At 69.5% G+C, this 15,941-nt stretch carries 17 protein-coding genes and 1 tRNA gene; 12 read left to right on the forward strand and 6 right to left on the reverse strand.

Annotated elements, in window-relative coordinates; genetic code table 11:
• The first annotated feature begins 171 nt into the window (after positions 1-171).
• Complete coding sequence (locus tag AC2SGK_RS09435; protein WP_488323358.1) at positions 172-1,554, forward strand: L-serine ammonia-lyase; 1,383 nt, start codon at positions 172-174, stop codon at positions 1,552-1,554.
• On the opposite strand, the gene AC2SGK_RS09440 is transcribed toward AC2SGK_RS09435, so the two are convergent.
• Complete coding sequence (locus AC2SGK_RS09440) at positions 1,551-2,651, reverse strand: sensor histidine kinase (protein WP_488323315.1); 1,101 nt, start codon at positions 2,649-2,651, stop codon at positions 1,551-1,553. The two genes, AC2SGK_RS09435 and AC2SGK_RS09440, sit on opposite strands and share 4 nt — an antisense overlap.
• Positions 2,652-2,903: 252 nt before the next feature.
• On the opposite strand from AC2SGK_RS09440, the gene AC2SGK_RS09445 reads away from it, so the two are divergent.
• The 4 genes from AC2SGK_RS09445 to AC2SGK_RS09460 all read left to right on the forward strand — a co-directional run bounded on the left by AC2SGK_RS09445 (position 2,904) and on the right by AC2SGK_RS09460 (position 7,536).
• On the forward strand, positions 2,904-3,491 hold the full coding sequence (locus tag AC2SGK_RS09445) for a COG3650 family protein (RefSeq protein WP_488323316.1): 588 nt from the start codon (positions 2,904-2,906) through the stop codon (positions 3,489-3,491).
• Between the two features lie 95 nt (positions 3,492-3,586).
• The gene (locus tag AC2SGK_RS09450; protein ID WP_488323317.1) at positions 3,587-5,818 is read left to right on the forward strand and encodes a YjbH domain-containing protein; all 2,232 of its coding nucleotides are present in this window, start codon (positions 3,587-3,589) and stop codon (positions 5,816-5,818) included.
• A 14-nt stretch (positions 5,819-5,832) separates the two neighbouring features.
• The gene (locus AC2SGK_RS09455) at positions 5,833-6,477 is read left to right on the forward strand and encodes a YjbF family lipoprotein (RefSeq protein WP_488323318.1); all 645 of its coding nucleotides are present in this window, start codon (positions 5,833-5,835) and stop codon (positions 6,475-6,477) included.
• Between the two features lie 555 nt (positions 6,478-7,032).
• Positions 7,033-7,536 carry a hypothetical protein gene (locus tag AC2SGK_RS09460; RefSeq protein WP_488323319.1) on the forward strand — a complete coding sequence of 168 codons (504 nt, stop codon included), beginning with the start codon at positions 7,033-7,035 and terminating at the stop codon, positions 7,534-7,536.
• Positions 7,537-8,039: 503 nt separating this feature from the next.
• Here the strand turns inward: AC2SGK_RS09460 and AC2SGK_RS09465 are convergent.
• The 4 genes from AC2SGK_RS09465 to AC2SGK_RS09480 form a co-directional block, all read right to left on the reverse strand.
• Positions 8,040-8,243, reverse strand: a complete 204-nt coding sequence (locus AC2SGK_RS09465; protein WP_028725626.1) for a hypothetical protein — start codon at positions 8,241-8,243, stop codon at positions 8,040-8,042.
• Between the two features lie 198 nt (positions 8,244-8,441).
• Positions 8,442-9,224: a metal ABC transporter permease gene (locus AC2SGK_RS09470; RefSeq protein WP_488323320.1), complete on the reverse strand. Its 783-nt coding sequence runs from the start codon at positions 9,222-9,224 to the stop codon at positions 8,442-8,444.
• The gene (locus tag AC2SGK_RS09475; protein ID WP_488323321.1) at positions 9,217-10,017 is read right to left on the reverse strand and encodes a metal ABC transporter ATP-binding protein; all 801 of its coding nucleotides are present in this window, start codon (positions 10,015-10,017) and stop codon (positions 9,217-9,219) included. Before AC2SGK_RS09475 ends, AC2SGK_RS09470 begins: the two co-directional genes overlap by 8 nt.
• Complete coding sequence (locus AC2SGK_RS09480; RefSeq protein WP_488323322.1) at positions 10,014-10,517, reverse strand: Fur family transcriptional regulator; 504 nt, start codon at positions 10,515-10,517, stop codon at positions 10,014-10,016. The genes AC2SGK_RS09475 and AC2SGK_RS09480 overlap by 4 nt, the downstream gene beginning before the upstream one ends.
• 115 nt (positions 10,518-10,632) lie before the next feature.
• On the opposite strand from AC2SGK_RS09480, the gene AC2SGK_RS09485 reads away from it, so the two are divergent.
• Positions 10,633-11,601, forward strand: a complete 969-nt coding sequence (locus AC2SGK_RS09485; RefSeq protein ID WP_488323323.1) for a zinc ABC transporter substrate-binding protein — start codon at positions 10,633-10,635, stop codon at positions 11,599-11,601.
• A 150-nt stretch (positions 11,602-11,751) separates the two neighbouring features.
• Positions 11,752-11,928 carry a hemin uptake protein HemP gene (gene hemP, locus AC2SGK_RS09490; protein ID WP_411838704.1) on the forward strand — a complete coding sequence of 59 codons (177 nt, stop codon included), beginning with the start codon at positions 11,752-11,754 and terminating at the stop codon, positions 11,926-11,928.
• 66 nt (positions 11,929-11,994) lie between these two features.
• On the opposite strand, the gene AC2SGK_RS09495 is transcribed toward hemP, so the two are convergent.
• Complete coding sequence (locus AC2SGK_RS09495) at positions 11,995-13,365, reverse strand: pseudouridine synthase (RefSeq protein ID WP_488323324.1); 1,371 nt, start codon at positions 13,363-13,365, stop codon at positions 11,995-11,997.
• Positions 13,366-13,482: 117 nt separating this feature from the next.
• On the opposite strand from AC2SGK_RS09495, the gene AC2SGK_RS09500 reads away from it, so the two are divergent.
• From AC2SGK_RS09500 to AC2SGK_RS09520, 5 genes are all read left to right on the forward strand, one after another.
• Positions 13,483-13,935, forward strand: a complete 453-nt coding sequence (locus tag AC2SGK_RS09500) for a nucleoside deaminase (RefSeq protein WP_488323325.1) — start codon at positions 13,483-13,485, stop codon at positions 13,933-13,935.
• 48 nt (positions 13,936-13,983) lie between these two features.
• Positions 13,984-14,057, forward strand: a tRNA-Gly gene (locus AC2SGK_RS09505).
• A 153-nt stretch (positions 14,058-14,210) separates the two neighbouring features.
• Positions 14,211-14,477 carry a spike base protein, RCAP_Rcc01079 family gene (locus tag AC2SGK_RS09510; RefSeq protein ID WP_411838663.1) on the forward strand — a complete coding sequence of 89 codons (267 nt, stop codon included), beginning with the start codon at positions 14,211-14,213 and terminating at the stop codon, positions 14,475-14,477.
• Positions 14,477-15,715, forward strand: coding sequence for a hypothetical protein (locus AC2SGK_RS09515; protein ID WP_488323326.1), 1,239 nt, complete (start codon positions 14,477-14,479; stop codon positions 15,713-15,715). Before AC2SGK_RS09510 ends, AC2SGK_RS09515 begins: the two co-directional genes overlap by 1 nt.
• A gap of 35 nt (positions 15,716-15,750) precedes the next feature.
• Positions 15,751-15,897, forward strand: a complete 147-nt coding sequence (locus tag AC2SGK_RS09520; protein WP_488323327.1) for a small membrane protein YohP — start codon at positions 15,751-15,753, stop codon at positions 15,895-15,897.
• Positions 15,898-15,941 lie beyond the last annotated feature (44 nt).

Consider the following 15,941-nt stretch of genomic DNA (forward strand, 5'->3'; position numbering starts at 1 on the left):
GGCGCGTCCCGGTTGCCGCAATACCGGGCATGTTGCAATCGATTTAAGCAGACCGCGCGTCGCGGCCGCAAGCCGGCCGATGTCGCAACCGCGGCGCGAATGGCCGCGGACGGTGGTGGCGGCCGGGCCGCGGTCGTGCTTGGATGGGCGCGGAAATGCAAGGGGGTGGCCATGTTCCTGTCGGTCTTCGATCTGTTCAAGCTGGGCGTCGGGCCATCCTCGTCGCACACGATGGGGCCGATGGTCGCGGGACAGCGCTTTCTGGACGCGCTGCGCATCCAGCCCTTCGGCGCCCATGGCCTGCGCGCCAGCCTGCATGGCAGCCTGGCCTTCACCGGCAAGGGGCACGCGACCGACCGCGCCACGATCCTGGGGCTGGCGGGCTTCACCCCCGCCAGCATGGACCGCGACGCGGCCGAGGCCGCGCTGGCGCGGAACCGCGAGACGCGGATGCTGCACCCGCAGGGGCTGGGGCCGCTGGCCTTCGATCCGGAGCGGGACCTGCGCTTCAACTATGACCACGCGCTGCCAGGGCATGCGAACGGGATGGTGCTGTCGGCGGTGGATGCGCAGGGGGACGTGATCTTCCGGCAGGTCTATTACTCCATCGGCGGCGGCTTCGTGATGACCGAGGAGGAACTGGCCGACAAGGCGGGCGCGGTGCGCACGGATGCCTCGGCCAGCGTCCCCCACCCCTTCGCCAGCGCCGCCGAGATGCTGGAGATGGCGCAGCGGTCGGGCAAGTCCATCGCCCGCATGAAGGAGGAGAACGAGCTGTGCTTCCGGTCGCGCGCCGAGCTGCAGGTCGGGCTGGAGCGGATCTGGGGCGCGATGCGCGACTGCATGGACCGGGGCCTGTCGGCCGAAGGGGTCCTGCCCGGCGGACTGAACGTGCGCAGGCGCGCCAAAGCGATCCATGACGCGCTGCAGGCCGAACGCAGGCTGAACATGACCGCGCCGCATGTGGTGAACGACTGGATGTCGGCCTATGCGATGGCCGTGAACGAGGAGAATGCCGATGGCGGGCAGGTCGTGACCGCGCCCACCAACGGCGCCGCGGGGACGGTGCCCGCGGTGATCCGCTACTGGCTGGACCATGTGCCGGGCGCGTCGGAGCGGCTCCTGCCCGATTTCCTGCTGACGGCGGCGGCGGTGGGCGGGCTGATCAAGCACAACGCCTCGATCTCGGGCGCGGAATGCGGCTGTCAGGCCGAGGTCGGATCGGCCGCGGCGATGGCCGCGGCGGGTCTGGCCGCCGTCCTGGGCGGCACCCCCCAGCAGGTCGAGAACGCGGCCGAGATCGCGCTGGAGCATCACCTGGGCATGACCTGCGACCCTGTGCGGGGGCTGGTGCAGGTCCCTTGCATCGAGCGGAACGGCCTGGGCGCAATCAAGGCCGTGGCGGCCGCGAGCCTCGCGCTGCGCGGCGACGGCAGCCACATCGTGCCGCTGGACGCCGCGATCGAGACGATGCGCCAGACCGGCCGCGACATGTCCGACAAGTACAAGGAGACGTCTCTGGGCGGGCTCGCCGTGAACGTCCCGAACTGCTAGGGCGTCAGCTGTCCGCGCAGGCGGTAATGCAGGCCGTGAGGCAGATAGTCGGCGCTGCCCTGCCCGTCGAAATAGGCCGGCACGATCATGTTCACCAGCCGCGAGCCGAAGCCCTCGCGCTTGGGCGGGACGACCTCGGCGCCGCCGCTCTCCTGCCAGTCCAGGGTGAAGGCCCCCTCGCGGACGGACCAGGACAGATCGACCACGCCCTGCGGGCTGGCCAGGGCGCCGTACTTGGCCGCGTTGGTCGCCAGCTCATAGAGGGCCAGCGACAGGCCCACCGCCTGCTGGCTGCTCAGCGGCAGCGACGGTCCCGACAGGCGGATGCGGTCGTTGCCGACCAGATGCGCCCCGATCGATCGGGCCGTCACCTCGGTGATGTCGGCGCTGTCGCCCAGGCCGGTGAACAGCCCCTGCGCCTTGGCCAGCGCCATGATCCGCGCGCCGACGGTGTCGCGCGCCTCCTGGATGGTCGCGGCGTTGCGCAGGCTGGAGGACACCACGGTCGAGGTCACCGACAGGATGTTCTTGATCCGGTGCAGCAGCTCCTGCTGCATCACCTGCTCGTTCCGGCGGGCCGTGACCAGGGCGGTCACGTCGACGGTGATGTTCAGCAGACCCGCGACCTGCCCCCGGTCGTCGTAGAGGGGCGCATAGCTGAAGGTCCAGAAGGTCTCCTCGTCGAACCCGTTGCGGGTCATGACCAGGCGCATCTCTTCGCAATAGGTGCCCTGCCCGGACAGGGTCTGGTCCACCATGGGCCTCACCGCGTCCCAGACATCCGACCAGATGGTGCGGAAAGGCTGCCCCAGGGCATTCGCCTCTTTGGCGCCCAGGGCGGGGGCATAGGCGTCGTTGTAGAGCATGATCAGCTCCGGGCCCCAGAACATGGAGGACGCATGGCGCTGCCCCAGCATGGTGCGCACCGCGCTGAGCAGCGACACCGGCCAGCCCGAGATCGGGCCCAGCGGCGTGGCCGACCAGTCGAACGCGCCGATGGCCCGGGCCATGCGTCCGCCATCCCAGGAAAAGCGCCCGAACCGGGTGCCGTCCATCGCAGTGTCGGCCGCCGCCGGGTCCGACTGCACAGGGATCATCGCAAGGATGCCGAAATGAATTTCATGGAAAAATCATCGCCGCTTTCCGGGCAGCCTTCAACAATGAACCACCCCCACCCCGCCCAGGGCGGGGGTTTTCCATCATTTATCAACTGAACCACGACGTTTTCGCACGGATTTGAGCGGGTGGCGGCGGTCTGCCTGCGCCGGGCGTGACGCTTGCCCCCAAGCCCGGCGATTGCTAACGCTTGATCGACAGTGATCAAGACCGAACCAGAAGGCCAAAGCCCCATGTTCCCGCGCATCCCGTTCCCGCATCTTGCCTTGGTGGCGCTGACGACCCTGCCGCTGGCCGCCTGCGACAGCCAGGCGATGACCGACCTGCGCCGCGGCGTGGGCCTTGAGGAGGCCGCCCCCGAACAGCCCGCCGGCCCGCGCCCGCCCGCCGTCTCGCCGCTGGAGCAGCCGATCGAGACCGGCGCCGAGCCCGCGCGCCCTGTCTCGACCGCCGAGCCGCTGACCTATCGCAGCACCGCCTTCGTCGCGCGCGGCAACGAGCCCTTCTGGAACGTCCAGATCAACGAGAGCATGGCCACCTACCGCACCCCCGACGATCAGGACGGCACGCGTATCAGCGTCAACCGCCTGGTCTTTGCGCAGGGCGTCGAATACATTGGCGTGCTGGGCGGGCGGCCCTTTGTGCTGAACCTGCGCGCCACGCCGTGTCAGGACACGATGGCGGACGAGCGGCTCCCGCTGACCGCACGCCTGACCGTCAGCGGCCAAAGCCTGCAGGGCTGCGCCAGCCCCGCGCAGGCACCCGCCGCACCCGCGCCGACTGCCGAAGCGCCTCCTGCGACCGAACCGGCCGCCGGATAACCTCCGCGCGGATCACGCATTCGTGTGTCGATCCGCGCGCCAAAGCCTGCCACTCGCCTGCCAGCCCTGCCCCCGCCGCCGAAAGGAAGCCGCCGATGCGCCGCTCGCGTCTGACCCGCCAGCTGATGGCCACCACCCTGCCCCTGGCCCTGATCGTGGGGTCGGGCGTCGGCGTCGCTACCGCCGACCCGATGCTGGGGCGCAACATGTCGACCTACGGCCTGCCCGGCGGCATCGACACGCCGACCGCCGAGACGCTGCCCGACGGCAGCCTGGGCGCGACCCTGTCGCTGTCGGACTACGCGCGGCGCGGCAACATCTTCTTCCAGGCGCTGCCGGGGCTGACCACGGTGCTGCGCTATGGCCGGGTCGACGGCATCGACGACTTCCGGGCCGAGGGGTTCATCTCGGACCGCTCGCTGGACCTGCGCTATCAGATCGTGGACGAGGACGGCTGGCGCCCGGCGGTGGCCATCGGCCTGCAGGACTTTCTGGGCACCGGCGTCTATTCGGGCGAATACATCGTCGCCACGCGCAACGTGACGCCGACGGTGCGCGCTTCGGTCGGCCTGGGCTGGGGCACGCTGGCGGGCAAGCCGCGGGTGATCGACGTCACCGATCAGGGCGGCACGCCCAACGTGGACGACTGGTTCACCGGCGGGGCCAAGCCCTTCGCCTCGGTCAGCTGGCAGGTGAACGACAAGCTGAACCTGACGGCGGAGTATTCCAACGACATCTATCAGGCGCGCTACAGCAACGGGAACGTCTTCCAGCAGGGAGAGGAGCCGTCCAGCAAGCTGAACCTGGGCGCCAGCTACCGCTTCGGCCGCAACTACGAGGCCGGGATCTATACCATCGGCGGCAACACCTTCGGCGCGCAGCTGACCATCGCGCTGAACCCGCGCGACGCGACCTATCCGTCGGGCCTGGAGAGCGCGCCCGCGCCGGTGCGCCCGCGCCCGGCCCCCGCGCAGGATCCCGAGGGCTGGTCGGGCAGCTGGTCGCAGGACCCCACCGCCCAGCCCGCGATCCAGAAGGCCCTGGGCGACGGCATGGCCGACGAGGGGATGATCCTGGAGAGCATGGCCCTGTCGCCCGCCCGCGCCGAGGTGCGGCTGCGCAACCAGCGCTACATCGCGCAGGCCGAGGCCGTGGGCCGCACCGCCCGCCTGATGACCCGTGCCCTGCCCCCCTCGGTCGAGACCTTCGTCATCACCTCGGTCACCGACGGGATGCCGACCTCCTCGGTCACGGTGCGGCGCAGCGACATCGAGCGGCTGGAGAACACCGAGGCCGGGCAGATCGCCGCCGCCTCGACCCAGTCGGATGCGGCGCCGGCGGCGGGGCTGGTGCCCAGCCCGGACGTCTATCCGCGCTTCCGCTGGTCGGTGAAGCCCTATCTGGACATCGGCATCTTCAGCGCCGAGGACGGCATCACCCATGAGGTCGGCGCCGAGGCCCGCGCCAGCTACGAGATTATGCCCGGCCTGATCGCCACCGGCGCGCTGCGCCAGCGCGCCTTCGGCGACATCGGGCAGCGCGGGCCGGGCATTCCCGGCGGAGGCGCTTTCGACGGACGCGACTACTGCGAAGAGTTCGGCCGGTGCGGCAGGGGCAATTATTTCACCCCCGAGGAATACGAGGCCGATCCCAGCCTGGAGACCACCCCCCAGGGCGTGCCGCGGGTCCGGTCGGACACGCGCATGTATACCGGCAATTCCAGCCCGGTGATCCCCGAGCTGACGCTGGCCTGGTATGCCAAGCCGTCGGACGCGGTCTATACCCGCGTGACGGTCGGCCTGCTGGAGCGCGCCTATGGCGGTGTCTCGGCCGAGGCGCTGTGGAAGCCCGCGACGTCGCAGCTGGCCTTCGGCGCCGAGATCAACCGCGTGCGCAAGCGCGACTTCGACCAGCTGTTCGACTTCCGCGACTATGAGGTCACCACCGGCCACGTCTCGGCCTATTACGAGTTCACGCAGGGCTTCACCGCCCAGCTGGACGTGGGCCAGTACCTGGCCGGCGACGTGGGCGCGACGGTCACCCTGGCGCGCGAGTTCGCCAATGGCTGGCGCGTCGGCGCCTATGCGACCAAGACCGACCTGTCGGCCGAGGAGTTCGGCGAGGGCAGCTTCGACAAGGGCGTGACCCTGTCCATCCCGCTTGGCTGGGCCACGGGCCAGGCCAGCCGCGACCGCGTCTCGACCAACATCCGGTCGCTGTCGCGCGACGGCGGTTCGCGCGTGACGGTCAACGGGCGGCTCTATGACCGGGTGCGCGAGAGCCACACGGTCGATCTCTATGAAGGCTGGGGGAGGTTCTGGCGATGAACGGCGGCAAGCAGATGCGCGCAATCCTGGCGGGCGCCGCGCTGGCGGCGCTGGCGGCCTGCGGCAACACCGGACCCGACGAGAGCGGCCGCGGACCCCTGTCCGAGCTGCTGCGCACCGCCACCGAGACCGTGGGCGCGCGCCGGGCGGCCGAACCCGCCGCGCCCGCGCGCAGCCCCCAGGAGGCCGCCGCCGAGGCGCTGCGCGTCAATCCCGGCCCGCTGATCCAAGCCGGGTTCGAGGGGCTGGGTCGCAACCAGGTCATGGCCATGACCGGGCAGAACGGACGCCTGCGCACCTACATGACCCCCGCCGAGGAGGCCGTCATCCTGCGCGACGGCCTGCTGATCGGCACCAAGGGCCTGGGCCGCGACCTGTCGGTGGCCGAACCCGGCACCGAGGCGCTGATCCGTGCCGGCCAGTCGGGCAGCGGAACGCGCATCATGCGCTACCTGTCGGGCGACGGGCTGGAGCGGCCGCTGCAATTCGCCTGCACCACGGCGCCCGGCCCCAATCCCGGCGTGATCGTCGAGAGCTGCGAGGGGCACGGCACCACGTTCCAGAACAACTATCTGGTGCAGGGCGGGCAGATCCCGGTGTCGCGCCAGTGGATCGGGCCGGGCTTGGGCTATCTGACCATCCAGACCCTGCGCCCCTGAATGCGAACGGACCCTGCCGGTCGACGCTGTGCCTGACCTCTACAGGCCAGCGGCAGGGTCGGACGGCGGGTGGACCGGGGTCGGACTGTTCGTTTCCTGACCTGTGGGTGGATCGGGACGGTCCGGTCCGCATCATCGGTGACCGCGATCTGCCGGGGGGCCTGGCTTCGGATATGCTCCCCGACGCTGACAGCGGTGCCTCGCTGTGATCCGGCAATTATGATCAGGCTGATCGTCGACGGCGATCTGGATCGCGTCCCGTCCTGCTGAAGGCTGGACCGGGAGGTTGCGCGGAACAGCGCAGTGATGCGGCGGCCCGCCCTTTCGGTGCCAGACTACGAGACGACTGTGGCCTTCAGACGCAATACCGCGGAGGTCATTCGCAAGACCTGCGCAGGATGCACGGCGCTGTAACTTGGGCTCGGCACGCTGACGGGCGATCGCACGGCGATCCACGGATGCAGGTTCGTAGCGGTCGACAATCCGGAGTGCAATCCGGCCACAGGCAAGCCCGCTGGTCGTCTTAAGCATTTCAAGCCCGATGCCGGACCCTGCATGACCGAATTCGTGCGAAGTGGTCGCCGGGAGCAGGCGAAGCGCATGCCGAGACGGTTGAGCATTCGGTGCAGCGATACGGGCGCCTCAAGCAAGGAAGTCGAGAAACTCAGGCCGATGCCCACGGCTCGGGCCTACGCATCGGACCGTCAGGTTTCCCTGACGAACGCGGAGACCCGCGTCCCGGCCACCGGCGCGAGCAACGACGGGCCAGTCGGCGGCGATGCGCCCTGCGCGGCGGATAGCGACACCCGCGTCTTTATTATTCGTAATGTCGCGAAAGGGTGGGGCAACTGGGGTCAGCCCGGTCCGATGTCGCCGACCGCCATGGACGCGTCCTGGCGCGACAGGGTGCACGCCCCGGCGGGCAACGGCTGTTGCAGCAGTATCGCGATCGGGGCCTCCGACAAGGCCTGTATCATGGTGACCATGCCGCTCCCCCGGATCTCGGGCAATCGCCTTAGGAGCGGGCTTCAACCACGACGAGGCACGGGACTTCCATAGGGGGAACGAGCATCCCTCAACGGGATGCGCAGCGCTGACGACCCTCCGCCGCAGCACGGTCAGGAATGCGTTCGGGAGAATCAAGATTATGGATAGGGACCGCCCATTTCCCGGTGCGCGCCGTGCAGACGTGCCACCAGGGTGGCCCTCAACATCAAGCGCCTCACACTTGGCCGGGATCAAGCCGCTGCTGGTGCAATTCACGCCTGCAGACGTGAGATCGCTTTCATAAGCGAGAGAAACGCATGCTTCAGGCTCATATGCGCCCTGCCAGTGGGTCGTCGGACGTCAGAACGGCCCTCCGCAAGCACGGGTCAGCACACGGCACTTGGTGCAGGAGTCCCTCCGCACCCCAGCCCCTTCGCGGGACCGGCCTTCGCCACGCAACCGATGTCGGGCCGGGATCACGTGTCCCCTTGCAGCTACGCTGCGGACAACAAAAAAGGGGCTGGCCAATGGCCAGCCCCTTGTGGACCGGATCGTCGGAACGATCCGTTCCGATATCAGCTGTCGTCGTCGTCCGAAGCGACGGCGGCGATGACGCCCAGCAGCAGCAGGGCGGGAACCACCAGGCCAGCGTTCGACGAGGCGGCTTGCTCTTCGACGACGACGGGCTCGACTTCCACGACGGGGGCGACATAGCCACCGGCCAGAGCCGAGGTTGCGGTCAGGCCGAGGGCGGCGGCGAAGGTAGCGAATTTGGTCATGATCATGCTCCGTTTCGTTTGACGGCTGCCATTGCTGGCAACATCGGGGCGACAGTTACACAAACCCGGAGAGTTGAAAAGCTGGATTGAATTGAATCCGCCGTGGGCCTGCATGCACTGTTGCATATTGGCCAACACCGATTTCGCGCCTTTGTTCCCGGCGGCGCAAACCCCCGGAAAACCTGTGACAAATCCGCACTAGCCGCGCCGAAGTGCTTGGGACAGGACGAAAAAAATTGCCGCCGCGCTCACGATCGAGGCACCGGCCGGCGTGTCCAGCCGAAGGCTGGAGCCCAGCCCCAGAACGACCGAGGTACCGGCGATCAGTGCGGCGCCGGCGGCCATCCGCTCGGGGGTGCGCGCCCATGTGCGGGCCGCCGCCGCCGGCACGATCAGCATGGCCGAGATCAGCAGCGATCCGACCACTCGAATCGCGAGGGCCACGGTCACCGCCAGGCACAGCGACAGGATCAGCCGCTCGATCCGCGGATCGATGCCCGCGGCCATGGCCAACTCCTCGTTCAGGCTGCTGGTAACCAGCCGCTGCCAGCGCCAGAGAAGCACCACCATGACCAGCGCCGCCCCCGCCCAGATCAGCGCCAGATCGCCACGCCCCACTGCCAGAATGTCGCCGAAGAGATAGCCCGACAGGTCCGACCGCGCCGACGGCACGAAGCTGATCGCAACCAGGCCCACCGCCAGCGCGGAATGCGACAGCACGCCCAGCATCGTGTCCATCGCCTGTCCCCGCGCCACCAGCGCCGACACCAGGCAGGCCATCGCCACCGCCACCGCCAGGGTGCCGGCATAGATCGACAGATCGAAGGCCAGCGCCAGCGCCACGCCCAGGATCGCCGCGTGGGCGGTAGAATCGCCGAAATAGGCCATGCGCCGCCAGACGACGAAACTGCCAAGCGGCCCGGCCACCACCGCAAGGCCAAGCCCCGCCAGGATGGCCCGGATGAAGAAGTCGTCAAGCATGGGCCGCGCGGTCCCCCGTGTCGTGGTCGTGGCCGCAGCCGGGGCCGTGCAGATAGCCGCCGGTGCCGTCGTGATCGTGGTCGTGGTCGTGGCGGTGGCGGTACAGCGCCAGCGTGCCCTGCGCCTCGGCCCCGAACAGGGCGCGGTATTCGGGGGCGGTGCTGACATGCTGGGGGGTGCCCTCGCAGCAGACATGCCCGTTCAGGCAGACCACCCGATCCGACGAGCGCATCACCACCAGCAGGTCGTGGCTGACCATCAGCACGGCCGCGCCGGTCTGTCGGCGCACCTCCTCGATCAGCTGATAGAAGGCCACGATGCCGGGCTGGTCCAGACCCTGCGTCGGTTCGTCCAGCACCAGCAGATGCGGGTCCGACAGCAGCGCGCGCGCCAGCAGGACGCGCTGGAACTGTCCGCCCGACAGTTGGGTCAGCTGACGCCGCCCCAGGCCCGGCACTCCGGTCCGCGCCAACGCGGCATCGGCCTGCGCGTCGTCCACGCGCACCGGCAGCGACAGGAAGCGCCGCACCGTCATCGGGATCGCGGTGTCCAGCTGCACCCGCTGCGGGACATAGCCGATGCGCAGCGCGTCCCGCCGCATGACCTCTCCGGACGCCAGCGGCATCTGCCCCAGCAGCGCCCGGATCAGCGACGACTTGCCCGAGCCGTTCGGACCGACGACGGTCACGATCTCTCCGGGCAGGATGCGAAAATCGACATGGGCCAGGACGGGTTCGGAGGTGCCGGGCCGATGGACGGTCAGAGCGCGCGACTGGATCAGGGGGGCGATCATGCGGCCCCCTCCTCGGCGGCGCAGGTCGCGCAGAGGCCGAGCGCCTCGATGGTGGCGCGCTCGACCCGGAAGCCGCCCTGGGCCGCGACCGCGCCGAGGACATCGCGGATGGGGGCGGCGGCGGCCTCGGCAACCTTGTCGCAGCTGCGGCAGATCAGGAAGGCCGGGTGGTGGTCCTGGCCCGGATGCAGGCAGGCCGCGAAGGCGTTCAGCCGCTGCAGCCGATGCGCCAGCCCATGCGCGACCAGGAACTCCAGCGCGCGATAGGCGACCGGCGGCTGACGTCCGAAGCCTTCGGCGGCCAGCCGGTCCAGCACCTCGTAGGCGCCCATGGCGCGATGGCTCTCCAGCAGGATCTCCAGCGTGCGGCGACGGACCGGCGTCAGGCGTGCGCCCTGATCGGCCAGCCGCGCCGACGCCTGATCCAGCGCGCGATGCGCACATTCCTGATGGTCGTGCGGCGCGAATGTCGCGGCGATGGCATGGTCGGGGTCGGACACGGAGGCTCCTTCGCGCGCAAGGGCGTTATCTTATAACATTCTGGTTGACTTGTTATCCTGTAACACACAGAACCCCGGCATCGCAACAAACCCCCTTTTCCGCAAGGAGCCTCCGATGCGCAGCCTGTCCCTCTCCGTCCTGCTGGCCATCACCGCCACCCCCCTCTGGGCCGCGCCGCAGGTCGTCGCCGATCTGGCCCCGACCGGCGCGCTGGTCCAAGAGGTGATGGGCGATCTGGGCGAGGTGCGGGTCCTGCTGCCGCAGGGCGCCAGCGCCCATCACTATCAGATGCGGCCCTCGGACGCGCGGGCCCTGCAATCGGCCGAACTGGTGGTCTGGGTTGGCCCCGAACTGACCCCCTGGCTGGACCGCGCCCAAGCCTCGCTCAGCGGTGGTGCCGAGCTGCGCCTGCTGACGGTGGAGGGCACGCAGACCCGTCCCTATGGCGCGGCGGCAGCGCATGACGACCACGACCACGACCACGGCGATCACGATGACGGCGATCACGATCACGACCACGACCACGACCACGATCATGGGGATCATGACCATGCCCATGACGGAATCGATCCGCACGCCTGGCTGAACCCGCAGAATGCGGTCACCTGGCTGGACGCGATCGCCCGGACTCTCTCGGAGCAGGACCCCGAGAACGCGCAGACCTATCAGGCCAATGCGCGCGCCGCGGCCGAGCGCCTGACCGCGTTAGACGCCACGCTGACCGACCGGCTGGCTCCGGTGGCCGATGCGCGTTTCGTGGTCTTCCACGACGCCTACGGCTACTTCACCGACCATTTCGGCCTGCAGCCCGCGATCCCGGTCGCCTTGGGCGATGCCTCAACCCCGTCGGCCGCCCGCATCGCCGAGATCCGCGCCCAGATCGCGCAGTCCGGTGCCACCTGTGCCTTTCCGGAATACGCCCATGACCCGGCCTTGATCGCCACGGTCACCGAAGGCAGCACGCTGACCCTGGGCGGAGAGCTGAGCCCCGAAGGCGGCGCCCTCGCCCTTGGCGCAGGTCAGTACGACGCCTTTCTGACGCAGATGGCGGACACGCTGCTGGACTGTCTGAATAAGCAGTGACGGACCCTGGGCCGGATGGCGAGAAGCGCCTGTCACCCGGCCGAAACACAAAAATCCAGGTCCGTGCAGAATCCTGACTAAAATACTTTGACAAACCTGAATGAATTTGTCAGCTTCACGGCATCACTGATGACCCGCATGAGGCTGACCATGACCGCAACGCGCCCCGCCGACTTTACCCGCCCCGGCACCTCGATCTTGGCCCGGATGCCGCAGCATGATGCCACCGACCTGACCCAAGGCGGCAACCAGGCCCTGATCGTGCTGGACGACCAGGTCTATCAGCTGCGCATCACTCGTGCGGGCAAGCTGATCCTGACCAAGTGACGCCACGATTCGCGCATGAGAAAGGGGCCGACCCGGCGGGTCGGCCCCTTTCTCATGTCGCGCGGCTCAGCCCCGGGGCTTGCCGCCGGGACGCCCGCCCCGGGGCCAGTCGCCCCGCGCCTTCGGTCCGCCTCCACCGCCCGTCCGGCCCTGCGGCTTGCCGAAGGGCTTGCGCGGACCATCACCCTCGCTGCGCGGGCCGCCGAAGGGCTTGCGGTCACCATCGGCACGCGGCTTGCCGAAGGGCTTGCGGTCACCATCGGCGCGCGGCTTGCCGAAGGGCTTGGGCGGGCCGTCACCCTCGCTGCGCGGGCCGCCGAAGGGCCTGCGCGCCTCGCCCGGCTTGCCCGCGAAGCGCGCGGGACGGCCATCGTCGGCGCTGCGGGGCGCGTCGGAGGGGCCGGACTTCTTCCAGCGTGGCTTGTCGCCATCCGCGCGCGGGCGGTCGCCGAAGCCCTTGGCATCGCCGTCGCGCACCGGACGCGGCCCGCCGAAGCCGCCCTCGGCGGATTTCGCGCCCCAGCTGCGGGCCGGACGACCCTCACGCTCGGGACCGGCCGCGAAGCCGGGCTTGCCGCCGGGGCGGCGCGCGGCTCCGTCGCGGGCGGGACGCTCGCCCCCGGCACCGCGCGGGCGCATCTCGCGCGGCTTCTCCTCGGCCTCGCCGGTCAGCAGCCCGCCCAGCTGGTCGCGCATCACCTTGCGCTTGACCTCGGTGACCTGGTTCTTGTCCATGCCGGTCAGCTTGAACGGGCCGTAACCGATGCGAATCAGGCGGTTCACCTGAAGCCCGACATGGGCCATGGCGCGGCGGATCTCGCGGTTCTTGCCCTCGCGGATGCCGACCGACAGCCAGGCGTTCGCGCCCTGCTGGCTGTCCAGCTTGATCTCCATGGGGGCGAAATCCTCGCCCTCAATGGTCACCCCGCGACGCAGCGGATCAAAGGTCATGTCCGAGGGCGTGCCGTTCACCCGCACCCGATAGCGGCGCAGCCAGCCGGTCGAGGGCAGCTCCAGCCGCCGCTTCAGCTCGCCGTCATTGGTCAGCAGCAGCAGGCCCTCAGAGTTCAGGTCCAGCCGCCCCACGGTCATCACCCGCGGCATGTCGCGCGGCAGGGCGTCGAACACGGTCTGCCGGCCCAGCTCGTCATTCTCGGAGGTCACTAGGCCCAGAGGCTTGTAGTAGAGCCACAGCCGCGTCTCCTGCGGCTCGTCCAGCTTCTTGCCGTCGACGGTGATCCGGTCGGTCGGCAGCACGTCCAGCGCGGGGCTGTCGATCTTCGTCCCGTTCACCGCGACGCGACCCTCGATGATCATGCGCTCGGCCTCGCGGCGGCTGGCGACGCCGGCCCGCGCCATCACCTTGGCGATGCGGTCCGCCTGCGTGCGCGGGGCGGTCTGGGGGGTCTTGCGGTCGGGGGTGGTGTCATCGGTCATGCGCGTCTCCTTCGCATCGCTGCGGGGCAAAAAGGGTGCATACGCCCATGCAGCCTTCGTGGAAAGCGTTTCTTTGCCCCGCTTGCGAAGCGCCGCCGGGCTTGCGACAAGCGGGCGATGAGCCCGTTCACCACGCATATGGCCCTCGCGCTGGAGCAGGCGCAGGCCGCCGCCCTGCGCGGCGAGGTACCGGTCGGCGCCGTCATCACCGACCCGCAGGGCCGGGTGGTCGCGGCCGAGGGCAACCGCACCCGAGAGCTGTGCGATCCGACCGCCCATGCCGAGGTCCTGGCCATCCGCGCCGCCTGTCGCGCCCTGGGCTCCGAACGCCTGTCGGGCCACGATCTGTGGGTCACGCTGGAGCCCTGCCCGATCTGCGCGGGCGCGATCTCGGCGGCGCGGATCGCGCGGCTCTACTACGGGGCGGCGGATGCGCGGATGGGGGGCGTGGCGCATGGCGCGCAGGTCTTCAGCCACGCGCAATGCCATCACCGCCCCGAGGTCTATGACGGGATCGCCGCGGACGAATCGCGCCATCTGCTGCGGCAATTCTTTGCCCAAAGACGGTGACGCCACCGCTTGAACCCGCCGCGCGCCCGGATTATACCCCGGTGCAGCGCGGGTGTTGTGTAATGGTAAGACCCTAGCCTTCCAAGCTAGAGACACGGGTTCGATTCCCGTCACCCGCTCCAATCCTCCGGACCGATGATCCGACCGGACCTTGCGGCACTCCCCGCATGTCGGCCGTGCAACGCACGCTGCGGTGACGATCTGTTAACCATTCCCGAGGACTATCCGACAGCTCAGCGCCCGCTCATCGCAGGCCCTCTGCATTGGAGACGATCATGTCCACCGAATTCCCGTTCCGCGCCTCGAGCATCGGCTCCTCCGGCCCCGCCATCCAGAGCATCGTCGTCACCCCCTCCGACAGCGCCGACCTTCCGGTCGCGGTCCGCGCGGTCACGATCAACGCGCCAGGCACGATCGCGTGGATCAACTGGACCGGCGTCGCCTGCATGACCGGGCCGCTGCCCGCCGGGACCTACACCATGGCGGCGGCGCGCATCCGCGCGACCGGCACGACCGCCACCGGCATCACGGGCTGGGTCTGATGCTGGGCATCGGTCTCGGCATCGCGCCCGCCCGTCCCGGCCCCGGCTCTGGCCCCGGCCCCGGCGAGGCCGAGCCGCGCGCCCCGGAGCCCACGGTCGCCAACGGTCGGTTCGACACCGACCTGACGGGGTGGAGCTGCTTTGCGACCGCCCCTGCGGACGGGACGGTCCTGCGCCACGACGCCTGCATGGTGCGGACCGCCGACGGGTTCCTGCGGCTGACCGCGCTGCCGGAGGGCCGCTTCCCGCAGGCGCAGACGCCGATCACCGGCCTGACGGTCGGCCGGACATACACCGTCACCATCACGCATGCCTCGCGGCCCGAACGGGGCGCCGCCGTCCGCATCGCCGAGACCGGCGGCGCCGCACCGACCGGGATCGTGGCCGAGGCGACCGGCATCCTCGATCCCGGTCCGCAGGTCCTGACCTTCACCGCGACCCGGACGACGCATCACCTGCTGCTGACCGCAGGCGTCGAGACCCCCGGCGCGTTCAGCGATTTCGACGACATCGGTATCCGATCCGGCGCGGTCGCCGCGCCCGCGGCATCGCTCAACGCGCTCTATGGCACCGGTCCGGGCCAGATCCCGATGCGGCACGTGTTCAGCGCCGCGCGGCTGAACGCGACGGGCCATCTGCTGTCCTCGGTGAACGCGGGAGGGGCCGGGGCGGTGCTGAACCTGACGCCCGGCTCGGTCGCGGTCCCGGTGACGGGCGGGCGTCTGGACCTGCAGCCGGCGATGAACCTGCGGCTGAGCGGCACGACCACGGCAACCCGTCCCGACCTGATCGGCACGCGCATCTTCATCGTGGCCGACCTGCGCGGGCTGACGGTCGATCAGTATCTGATGGGCAACGGCTCTCCGCAGATGAACGTGTGGATCGCGGCGGGCGGCGCGAGCCTGCGCGTGAACCGCCGCAATCCCGCCACCAATTCCTTCGAGACGGTCAGCGTCGCGCTCAGCCCCGCGCTGATGGGCACGCGACGCCTTTACGAGATCGACTTCACGCCCGGCACGATCAGCGTCTTCGTGAACGGCGTCCTGCGCGGCTCCGCCCCGCACCGCTTCTCGGAGCTCAGGATGTGGGACTTCGCGGCCGGGCAGAACCCCGCCAACGGCAACGGCCTGAATGCCTGGGTCAGCGAGGTGCTGATGCTGCTTCAGGGAGGCGAGCATGTCGCCAATGTCAGCACGATCCGCCAGCGGCTGACCGAGATCCACGCTGTCGGATCATGAGGCGCCCGCGCGGTTTTTCCTCCTTGAGGTGCGCGATGCGCGGAACATGCGCGCCCCTGCCCGGTTGTGCTCGGGCCACAGCAAGGAGACATGGCATGCTCAAGTTCATCGGCGGCACCATCGGCGTCATCTTCATCATCGGCCTGCTGGTCGTGATCGGCATCCTGTCGCTGATCTTCTGAGACGCGCCGGACGGCCCGCATGAAAAGACCCCGCCCGGACGACC

The organism is Paracoccus sp. NIOT.M2S5SZ12 (assembly GCF_057748165.1).

Excerpts from the sequence above, each read along its gene's own strand:
- AC2SGK_RS09450 (WP_488323317.1), top strand. The coding sequence starts at position 3,587 with ATGCGCCGCTCGCGTCTGACCCGCCAGCTGATGGCCACCACCCTGCCC.
- AC2SGK_RS09485 (WP_488323323.1), top strand. The coding sequence starts at position 10,633 with ATGCGCAGCCTGTCCCTCTCCGTCCTGCTGGCCATCACCGCCACCCCC.
- AC2SGK_RS09460 (WP_488323319.1), top strand. The coding sequence starts at position 7,033 with ATGACCGAATTCGTGCGAAGTGGTCGCCGGGAGCAGGCGAAGCGCATG.
- AC2SGK_RS09520 (WP_488323327.1), top strand. The coding sequence starts at position 15,751 with ATGCGCGGAACATGCGCGCCCCTGCCCGGTTGTGCTCGGGCCACAGCA.
- AC2SGK_RS09510 (WP_411838663.1), top strand. The coding sequence starts at position 14,211 with ATGTCCACCGAATTCCCGTTCCGCGCCTCGAGCATCGGCTCCTCCGGC.
- AC2SGK_RS09495 (WP_488323324.1), bottom strand. The coding sequence starts at position 13,365 with ATGACCGATGACACCACCCCCGACCGCAAGACCCCCCAGACCGCCCCG.
- AC2SGK_RS09465 (WP_028725626.1), bottom strand. The coding sequence starts at position 8,243 with ATGACCAAATTCGCTACCTTCGCCGCCGCCCTCGGCCTGACCGCAACC.
- AC2SGK_RS09515 (WP_488323326.1), top strand. The coding sequence starts at position 14,477 with ATGCTGGGCATCGGTCTCGGCATCGCGCCCGCCCGTCCCGGCCCCGGC.
- AC2SGK_RS09500 (WP_488323325.1), top strand. The coding sequence starts at position 13,483 with ATGAGCCCGTTCACCACGCATATGGCCCTCGCGCTGGAGCAGGCGCAG.
- hemP (WP_411838704.1), top strand. The coding sequence starts at position 11,752 with ATGACCGCAACGCGCCCCGCCGACTTTACCCGCCCCGGCACCTCGATC.
- AC2SGK_RS09470 (WP_488323320.1), bottom strand. The coding sequence starts at position 9,224 with ATGCTTGACGACTTCTTCATCCGGGCCATCCTGGCGGGGCTTGGCCTT.
- AC2SGK_RS09455 (WP_488323318.1), top strand. The coding sequence starts at position 5,833 with ATGCGCGCAATCCTGGCGGGCGCCGCGCTGGCGGCGCTGGCGGCCTGC.
- AC2SGK_RS09435 (WP_488323358.1), top strand. The coding sequence starts at position 172 with ATGTTCCTGTCGGTCTTCGATCTGTTCAAGCTGGGCGTCGGGCCATCC.
- AC2SGK_RS09440 (WP_488323315.1), bottom strand. The coding sequence starts at position 2,651 with ATGATCCCTGTGCAGTCGGACCCGGCGGCGGCCGACACTGCGATGGAC.
- AC2SGK_RS09475 (WP_488323321.1), bottom strand. The coding sequence starts at position 10,017 with ATGATCGCCCCCCTGATCCAGTCGCGCGCTCTGACCGTCCATCGGCCC.
- AC2SGK_RS09445 (WP_488323316.1), top strand. The coding sequence starts at position 2,904 with ATGTTCCCGCGCATCCCGTTCCCGCATCTTGCCTTGGTGGCGCTGACG.